The sequence below is a fragment of the Mucilaginibacter sp. P4_G9 genome (assembly GCF_056400985.1).
This window is the reverse complement of sequence record NZ_JBFUKF010000235.1, coordinates 1-7,783: the sequence shown is the minus strand read 5'-3', so window position 1 is coordinate 7,783 and position 7,783 is coordinate 1. Positions and strand designations below refer to the sequence as shown.

The 7,783-nt window shown below is 45.2% G+C and carries 10 protein-coding genes; 7 read left to right on the top strand and 3 right to left on the bottom strand.

What is annotated here, in order from left to right; translation table 11 throughout:
• The 4 genes from moaC to AC1DPZ_RS17945 all read left to right on the top strand — a co-directional run.
• Positions 1-383 (top strand): cyclic pyranopterin monophosphate synthase MoaC (gene moaC / locus AC1DPZ_RS17960; RefSeq protein WP_477405888.1); only part of this gene is annotated, 383 nt, incomplete at its 5' end.
• Positions 364-1,548 (top strand): NTP transferase domain-containing protein, encoded by a 1,185-nt coding sequence (locus AC1DPZ_RS17955; RefSeq protein WP_477405886.1) that lies wholly within the window; start codon positions 364-366, stop codon positions 1,546-1,548. The genes moaC and AC1DPZ_RS17955, both read left to right, overlap by 20 nt.
• Positions 1,548-2,603 (top strand): ThiF family adenylyltransferase, encoded by a 1,056-nt coding sequence (locus AC1DPZ_RS17950; protein WP_477405884.1) that lies wholly within the window; start codon positions 1,548-1,550, stop codon positions 2,601-2,603. The genes AC1DPZ_RS17955 and AC1DPZ_RS17950 overlap by 1 nt, the downstream gene beginning before the upstream one ends.
• A gap of 24 nt (positions 2,604-2,627) precedes the next feature.
• Positions 2,628-2,993, top strand: a complete 366-nt coding sequence (locus tag AC1DPZ_RS17945; protein ID WP_477405882.1) for a hypothetical protein — start codon at positions 2,628-2,630, stop codon at positions 2,991-2,993.
• A 41-nt stretch (positions 2,994-3,034) separates the two neighbouring features.
• Here AC1DPZ_RS17945 and AC1DPZ_RS17940 read toward each other — a convergent pair whose 3' ends face one another.
• The 3 genes from AC1DPZ_RS17940 to AC1DPZ_RS17930 all read right to left on the bottom strand — a co-directional run bounded on the left by AC1DPZ_RS17940 (position 3,035) and on the right by AC1DPZ_RS17930 (position 4,217).
• Positions 3,035-3,457: a molybdenum cofactor biosynthesis protein MoaE gene (locus tag AC1DPZ_RS17940; RefSeq protein ID WP_477405880.1), complete on the bottom strand. Its 423-nt coding sequence runs from the start codon at positions 3,455-3,457 to the stop codon at positions 3,035-3,037.
• Positions 3,458-3,464: 7 nt separating this feature from the next.
• Positions 3,465-3,893, bottom strand: a complete 429-nt coding sequence (locus AC1DPZ_RS17935) for a GNAT family N-acetyltransferase (protein ID WP_477405878.1) — start codon at positions 3,891-3,893, stop codon at positions 3,465-3,467.
• A gap of 81 nt (positions 3,894-3,974) precedes the next feature.
• Entirely contained in the window at positions 3,975-4,217 is a 243-nt protein-coding gene (locus AC1DPZ_RS17930) for a MoaD/ThiS family protein (protein WP_090649787.1), read from the bottom strand.
• A 125-nt stretch (positions 4,218-4,342) separates the two neighbouring features.
• On the opposite strand from AC1DPZ_RS17930, the gene fdhD reads away from it, so the two are divergent.
• The 3 genes from fdhD to AC1DPZ_RS17915 all read left to right on the top strand — a co-directional run.
• Positions 4,343-5,212, top strand: coding sequence for a formate dehydrogenase accessory sulfurtransferase FdhD (gene fdhD / locus AC1DPZ_RS17925; protein ID WP_477405876.1), 870 nt, complete (start codon positions 4,343-4,345; stop codon positions 5,210-5,212).
• On the top strand, positions 5,196-5,549 hold the full coding sequence (locus AC1DPZ_RS17920; protein WP_477405874.1) for a DUF7009 family protein: 354 nt from the start codon (positions 5,196-5,198) through the stop codon (positions 5,547-5,549). Before fdhD ends, AC1DPZ_RS17920 begins: the two co-directional genes overlap by 17 nt.
• On the top strand, positions 5,549-7,783 hold a 2,235-nt coding region (locus tag AC1DPZ_RS17915), incomplete at its 3' end, for an FdhF/YdeP family oxidoreductase (RefSeq protein ID WP_477405872.1). The genes AC1DPZ_RS17920 and AC1DPZ_RS17915, both read left to right, overlap by 1 nt.

Genomic DNA, 7,783 nt, shown 5'->3' with positions numbered 1-7,783 from the left:
GTATTGTTGTTTTGCCCGATGAGGTGTTGCAGCACCTGGCAGATGGTGACCTGATGAGCAAAAAAGGACCTGTTTTTCAAACAGCGATAATTGCAGGCATCATGGCCGCCAAAAAAACCGGCGAGCTGATTCCGCTTTGTCACCCTTTGGGTATGGATAATTGCCAGGTTACTGTTAAGGTAAATGAGCAACAGGAAATTGTGATTGAATGCACCGCGAGCATTACTGCCAAAACGGGTATCGAGATGGAAGCACTTGTTGGGGCCTCTGTAGCGGCGCTTACCGTTTATGATATGTGCAAGGCCATGAGCCATGATATTGTGATAAAAGAAACCAAACTGATAGCAAAAACAGGAGGTAAACGTGATTTTAAAAGAGCATAATCCCGAAGGCAAGCATAAAAAACACGCCAAACTGGCAAGGCCCTCCACCGGGAATTTTGGAAGAAACGAGTGGGCAATTGTTGGCGGGCCATGTACAGTAATAAAATTACTGGCCGACGATGTAATAGCTGCTTTATCCGCAAGCTATAAATGTGCTTATGCCGATACTGCACACAATCATGATATTACGCAGGTGCCAGGCAGGTTGGCAAGTGGCGCTATTGTGGATTATACCGACCAGGTAAACTACCAGCAATTTAACTTTCAAAACCCCCTGATGCCTTACCAGCTTAAACAACAATTTGCCAATGCCGACCTGGTACTGGTGAACGGTAACCACCAGCAGGCAAACGCGCAGGTTGTTATTATCGATATTAATAAAAAGGCGTCGCTACAAAAACGGGTTGAACAGTTAACCAACGTACAGCTGTTTTTATTAGCCGATTACAGCGACGAGCCTTTTGATTTTATAAAGGAGGCTATCCCCAACTGGCAACAGATTCCCGTTTATAAATTAGCGGACAGGGAAAGGATTATAGCTTTTTTTGAAACCAATTTGCTGCAGGTAAAACCTGTACTAAACGGATTGGTTTTGGCGGGCGGACAAAGCCTGCGTATGGGTTTTGATAAAGGGAACGTAAACTGGCATGGTAAGGCCCAGCGCTACCACATGGCAGATATGCTAAAGCCTTTCTGCAACGAAGTTTTTATTTCCTGCAGGCCCGGTCAGCAAGGCGAAATAGATAAGCAATACCCATCGCTGGAAGACACCTTTACGGGGCTTGGTCCCTTTGGGGCGATATTGTCGGCATTCAGGGAACAACCGGATAGTGCATGGCTGGTTATTGCCTGCGATCTGCCTTTGATGGATGAGGGCACCCTGCGTAATTTAGTGGCCTGGCGTAACAGTTCTTCCATCGCGACAGCCTACCATAGTCCTGTTACAGAATTTCCTGAACCGCTTATTGCTATTTGGGAACCAAAAAGTTACCCTGTGTTATTATCTTATTTGGCGCAGGGGTATTCTTGTCCGCGTAAGGTGCTCATCAATACCGATATCACACTACTAAACCCGCCAGAGCCGGAGGCATTAACCAATGTGAACACGCCCGATGAACTGGAAAGAATAAAACGGGTTATACACCAAAAAACAGCCACAAACTAATGGATACCGATGATCTGAGATATAGCTGCCAAATTGCCCTGCCTGGTTTCAGCGAAGCCGTACAGCAGCTATTGCAGCAGGCAAAAGTACTGATAGTAGGAGCAGGAGGGCTGGGTTGCCCGGCTGCGCAATACCTAACATCAACAGGGGTTGGTACTATAGGCATCRCCGATTTTGATGTGGTATCTGTAAGTAATCTGCATCGCCAGGTTTTGTATACGCCTGAGGATATTGGAAAGGAAAAAACCACGCTCGCCTGCCAGCGTTTGCAAAAACAAAACCCGGGTATAAAGCTGGCGCCTCATAGGGATAAGATCACTTCGGCAAATGTTTTAGAGATTGTAAGCCGGTACGATATTGTAGTTGATGGCACCGACAACTTCGAGACCCGTTATTTATTAAATGATGCCTGTGTTTTAAGTGGGAAGCCCTTGGTTTATGGTGCTATTTACCAGTTTGAAGGCCAGGTGGCAGTATGGAATGTACTTAATAAGGATGGGCAAAGGTCGCCCAATTACCGCGATCTTTTCCCAGACGTGGATGCCACCCAGATCCCTAATTGTACCGAAGGAGGTGTAATCCCTACATTGGCGGGTATTATAGGCAGTATGCAGGCAAACGAGGTAATTAAATACATTACCAAAACCGGCGATCTGCTTGCCGGTAAAGTATTAATTTTTGATGCCCAAAGCATGCAGAGCCGTATTATTAAAATTGGGTTGGTCACCAAAACACATATCAGGCATTTGGCTGCTACGGTTACTTTTTTAACCATATCTGCAGAAGAACTTAAAAAGCGTATGCAGGAAGATGATGCTATTGAACTGATTGACGTACGTACAATTCAGGAACGTGATGCCTATGATATAGGCGGCACCCATATTCCTTTAGATGAGCTGGAAGAAGATATGCCATACTTTACCAGTACCAATACTAAAGTGTTGTATTGCTCAACCGGCAAAAGAAGCGCTGAAGCTGTAAAACTGATCATGAAAAGGATTCCCGAGGCTGATGTGTTATCGCTGGAAGGTGGGTTGAGTTCATATACTGAATAGGTAGATAATAAAAAATCTTATAAAGTGGAGCAAATAGATATTGATAACCAGTTTAGAAAAGCGTGCGGGGATTTAAATATTTATTGTGATAACCGCCACCAGGATTGGGGAATAGAATATGCTGATGCTAAAAGGGTTGATGAATTTATGGATTACTTCACCAATAATATTATTAATGAACACTTGCAAGTTGATCTTTTTGAGCTAATCATAGCTTCTTATAATGATGCTATCGTGGCTGGGATTAATAATAAACAGCTGCAAGACAAGTTTTTGAAGGTTGTGAATGAGGTATGTAAAAAGAACAATAATCTAATTTTTATTAGAGATCACTGGGTAGAGAATTCAGACGATGATATGTTTCCTGTGGGTAAAATACTATCCTATTAACCGATAAAATCCGAAATCGTAAATCCCAAATCCGAAATCAATCAAGGATGTGCCGCCACCCAAACCTCGCCATCTTCAAAAGCCTCTTTTTTCCAGATGGGGACTGTTTGTTTAAGGGTATCTATAATATAGCGGCAGGCCTCAAATGCAGCRTCCCGGTGCGCGGCAGATACAGCTATGATCACCGGTATTTCGCCAACTTGTAATTCGCCTGTACGGTGATGGATCAATACTTTCTGTACCGGCCATTTTTCAAATGCCTGGTTGGCTATCTTTTCCATTTCGCTTATTGCCATAAGCTCATAAGCTTCAAAATCCAGTTTTAAAACTGCTTTGCCTTTGGTAGCATTGCGTACAGTACCAATAAATACATCTATTCCGCCAGATTCCGGCGACATCACCCAGTCAATACAGACCTGTGCATTCAGGCTTTCCGCAGAAAGTAATACTTGTATATTGTTCATGGATCCCTTAATCAATTAACGATTTCATCAAATACTTCGGCGACTCATGGTAACCCTGGCGCTCATAAAAACGATGCGCGTCAACCCGGCGCGAGTGGCAATGCACCTCTATCCGGTCGCATTTTTTTTCTGTGGCCAAATTTGTAAAATGTTCCTCCAATAATTTTCCAACCCCTTTGCTGCGGGCATTCTCATTCACGGCAAAACAACTTATCCTTGCAAAACTACCTTTAACTACCAATTGTGTTAAAAAATCAAAAGCAATAAAGCCTGCAACCTGCCCATCCAATTCATAAACCAAAACTTCCGATTGTGGCTGGCTAAGCATCTGTTCCAGGTTTTCAGCTAAAAAGGCTTCCGTCCCCGGATAACCCAACTGATCCAGTAAGTTTGATATAGCAGGCTGATCGGCCAAAGTGGCTCTTCTGATACTCATTTTTTTATGATAAAAGATTGCAATCTTTTTTCCGAAAGTCCTTCGTCCGAAAGTCCTAAAATTCTTTGTCCCCAAAAAAAACTATCCCCCGCTTACGGGCGGAATAATAGCTATTTCGTCGCGTTCGTGGATGGTATCGCCGGGTAAAGCATACTCGTTATTTACGGCAACCATATACGATGCCAATTGCTTTAAGCGTGGATATTGCTGCTCAAGTACATACTTCAAATTGTAAATGGTAGCGTCATTTGTTAATTCCAAACTTACCAGCGAACTTCCGAATATCTCCTTGGTTACACCAAATGCCAGCACATTGATCTTCATCTCTCAAAATTAGGGCAAAAAGAGATATAATATACCATAGAATTATAAATAATTGATATTCAAAAACTCACCCTTTAGCGGGCCGGCGAACTAAACAACTTGTATGCTAAATTGTATATTTACATATGGCCGTTAAATCCACACATCAAATACCTGTTGTTAAAGTTACAGCTGCAACCAACATCCGGGCAACCGATGCGCTTGTTATTGAAGAACCCCTGGAGATAAGGCTGGAGTATGGAAAAGAAGGGCAACAGCAGATACAGAATATTTCGGTTACCATGCGTACGCCGGGGCATGATGCTGAACTTGCGAACGGTTTTTTATTTACAGAAGGTATTATAAAAGATGCTGATGATATTACGTCAACCGCTCATTGCTTTATTGCCTGTGCCGAAAACAAGGAAAATGTGATCCAGGTTACCTTAAATCCCGGTGTTGAACCGCTCTTGCAAAATAGCGAACGTAATTTTTATACCACATCAAGCTGCGGCGTATGTGGCAAGGGCTCTATAGATGCCATTCGTACGGTAAGCAATTTTACCGGCCTGGTGGCAGATCAGGATGCCGTTGCTGCGGATATTTTATACCGGCTGCCCCTTATTTTACAAAGGAATCAGCGGATATTTGCTGATACCGGCGGCTTGCACGCGTCGGCTTTATTCACAACGCAGGGCGAATTATTATTGTTGCGCGAGGACGTAGGCAGGCACAATGCGTTGGATAAATTAATAGGGGCGGCCCTTGGTTACGGCTGGCTCCCTCTGCAGCAAACTATACTGCTTTTAAGCGGCAGAGCAAGTTTTGAGCTGGTACAAAAGGCGGTTATGGCCGGCATTAATATCATTGCGGCTGTAGGCGCTCCGTCAAGCCTGGCCGTACAATTAGCCGAAGAATTTAATATTACCCTAATAGGTTTCCTGCGCGATGAGCGTTTTAATATTTACACCGCGGCACACCGCGTATTGATACCAAATTATGAAAATACGTATTAAAGGCAATTCATTAAGATACAGGCTTACCAAAAGCGATGTAGTGCAATTGGCAGAGGAAGGCCACCTGCAGGAAGAAGTCGACTTTGGCAGCCAACAACTATACTATGCCATTAAAGTGGTTGAGGATGATCACCTGTCGTCGATATTCAGGGAGAATACCATTATCCTTTTTGTACCCAGCAATGTGATCAGGGAGCTTGCGGAAACGGATAAGGTTGGTTTTGAAGGTAAACATGGCAGCCTGCATTTACTGGTAGAAAAAGATTTTACCTGCCTGGATAATGTGGCCGAAGATCAGAGCGACAACTACCCCAATCCTTTAGCCGATAAAAAGTGATGAGTAAGGATGCTAAAGAACGGCCATCTGCAGAAAATCCTGAAGAACTGCTCAACCTGAAAATCAGCAAGCCAAAAGTATGGGCAGCCGGCATTCCAGCGGTAACGGTTGCTATGGCTGATATTTTGCAGGAATCCGGCTTGATGCGCGGTATGGAAGGCCTGTTTAAAATGAACAAGAAGGACGGCTTTGACTGTTCTGGCTGTGCCTGGCCCGATCCGGATGACGACCGGTCGCCCATTGCCGAGTATTGCGAGAACGGAGCAAAAGCCCTTGCAGAGGAAGCTACAACCAAAAAACTTACCGCCGAATTCTTCGCGCAAAATGCTGTTGCCGACCTGGCTAAACTGAATGACTATGAGATAGGTAAAAAAGGGCGGATAGCGCAACCCATGTATCTGCCAAAAGGGGCCACACATTATCAACCCATTAGCTGGGACGACGCTTTTAAGAAGATAGCCGGTAAGCTCAATAGCCTTGCCTCACCAAATGAAGCCGCGTTTTATACCTCTGGCCGTACCAGTAACGAGGCCTCTTTTACCTACCAGTTATTTGTAAGGGAGTTTGGCACCAATAACCTGCCCGATTGTTCAAACATGTGCCATGAATCTACCGGTGTTGGTTTGGCCGAGTCGATTGGCATAGGCAAGGGCACAGTTACCCTTAATGATTTTTATGATACCGATGTGATCATCATCATAGGCCAAAACCCGGGCACCAACCACCCAAGGATGCTTACCGCGTTGGAAAAGGCCAAAAAGAACGGATCTAAAATAATTGCAGTAAACCCCTTGCAAGAGGCCGGGCTGATAGGGTTTAAAAACCCGCAAACAGTAAAAGGTTTCCTGGGAATAACCACCCAACTGGCCGATCTGTACCTGCAGGTAAATATCAATGGCGATATGGCCCTGCTGAAAGCCATAGAAAAGCTGCTGTACAGGGCCGAGCTGGAAACCCCCGGTAAAGTGTTTGATCATGAATTTATAAAGAACAGTACCAAAGGTTATGAAGCGTTCATGGCTCACCTCGATCAATTTGAAATAAACCATTTAGCCGTTGAGGCTGGTGTCCCCCTGGATCAGATTCAGCAGGCTGTCAATATGCTGAAGAACAAAAGCCGCATTATTATTTGCTGGGCTATGGGTGTTACGCAGCATAAAAACGGGGTTGATACCGTAAAAGAGATAGTCAATCTTGCTATCCTGAAAGGCGCCATAGGTAAGCCCGGTGCGGGTTTATGCCCGGTACGAGGGCATAGCAATGTGCAGGGCAACCGCACCATGATGATATTTGATAAACCGCAGCCCCGGCAACTGGATAAGCTTAAAGAGGTTTTTGGCTTTGAGCCCCCACGCAGGCATGGTTATGATGTGGTTGAAACTATACAAGCCATGCATAGGGGTAAGCTTAAAGTATTTTTCGCCATGGGCGGTAACTTTCTTTCGGCTACACCGGATACTACTTACACAGCCGAGGCTATGCGCAAACTGGAAATGTCGGTCCACGTATCAACCAAGCTTAATCGCAGCCATTTGGTACATGGCGATGAAGCGCTCATATTGCCAACCCTGTCCCGTAGTGATAAGGATATGGTTGGGGGCGACGCCCAATTCATCAGCTGTGAAAACTCGATGGGCGTGGTCCAGATGTCAAAAGGTATGCTTAAACCTGTTTCTAAAGATCTGCTGAACGAGAACCAAATTGTTTGCCGCCTGGCTAAAGCCACGTTGGGCAGCCGCTCGGTTGTCGACTGGGATACCTATGCAAATAGCTATGATGCTGTGCGCGATGTAATTGCCAAAGTGATCCCTGGCTTTGAGGACTATAATCAAAAGGTGCGTATCCCTGCGGGTTTTTACCTGCCCAATGGTCCACGTGTGGGTAAGTTTAAAAGTGTGCAGTATGGTGATAAGATAGGCTTTAATATTGCCGGTCTGCCCARTCACCAAATGGCCGCAGGGGAATACCGGATGGCCACCATCCGCAGCCATGACCAGTTTAATACCACCATTTACGGGCTGAACGACCGTTATCGCGGAATCCACAACGAGCGTCGGGTGATATTCATGAACGGGAAGGACATAGCCAAAGCCGGTTTCAAGGAAGGAGAGCACGTAGACCTTTACAATAACTTTGGAGGGGTTGAGCGTGTGGCCCGCCTGTTTGTGGTGGTTCCCTACAACATCCCAGAGGGCAACACCGCGACTTACTACCCCGAAGCCAACGTGCTGATC

What these genes read in the sequence shown, in the direction of transcription:
- fdhD (WP_477405876.1), top strand. Translation starts at nt 4,343, where the DNA reads ATGGCCGTTAAATCCACACATCAAATACCTGTTGTTAAAGTTACAGCT.
- AC1DPZ_RS17920 (WP_477405874.1), top strand. Translation starts at nt 5,196, where the DNA reads ATGAAAATACGTATTAAAGGCAATTCATTAAGATACAGGCTTACCAAA.
- AC1DPZ_RS17935 (WP_477405878.1), bottom strand. Translation starts at nt 3,893, where the DNA reads ATGAGTATCAGAAGAGCCACTTTGGCCGATCAGCCTGCTATATCAAAC.
- AC1DPZ_RS17930 (WP_090649787.1), bottom strand. Translation starts at nt 4,217, where the DNA reads ATGAAGATCAATGTGCTGGCATTTGGTGTAACCAAGGAGATATTCGGA.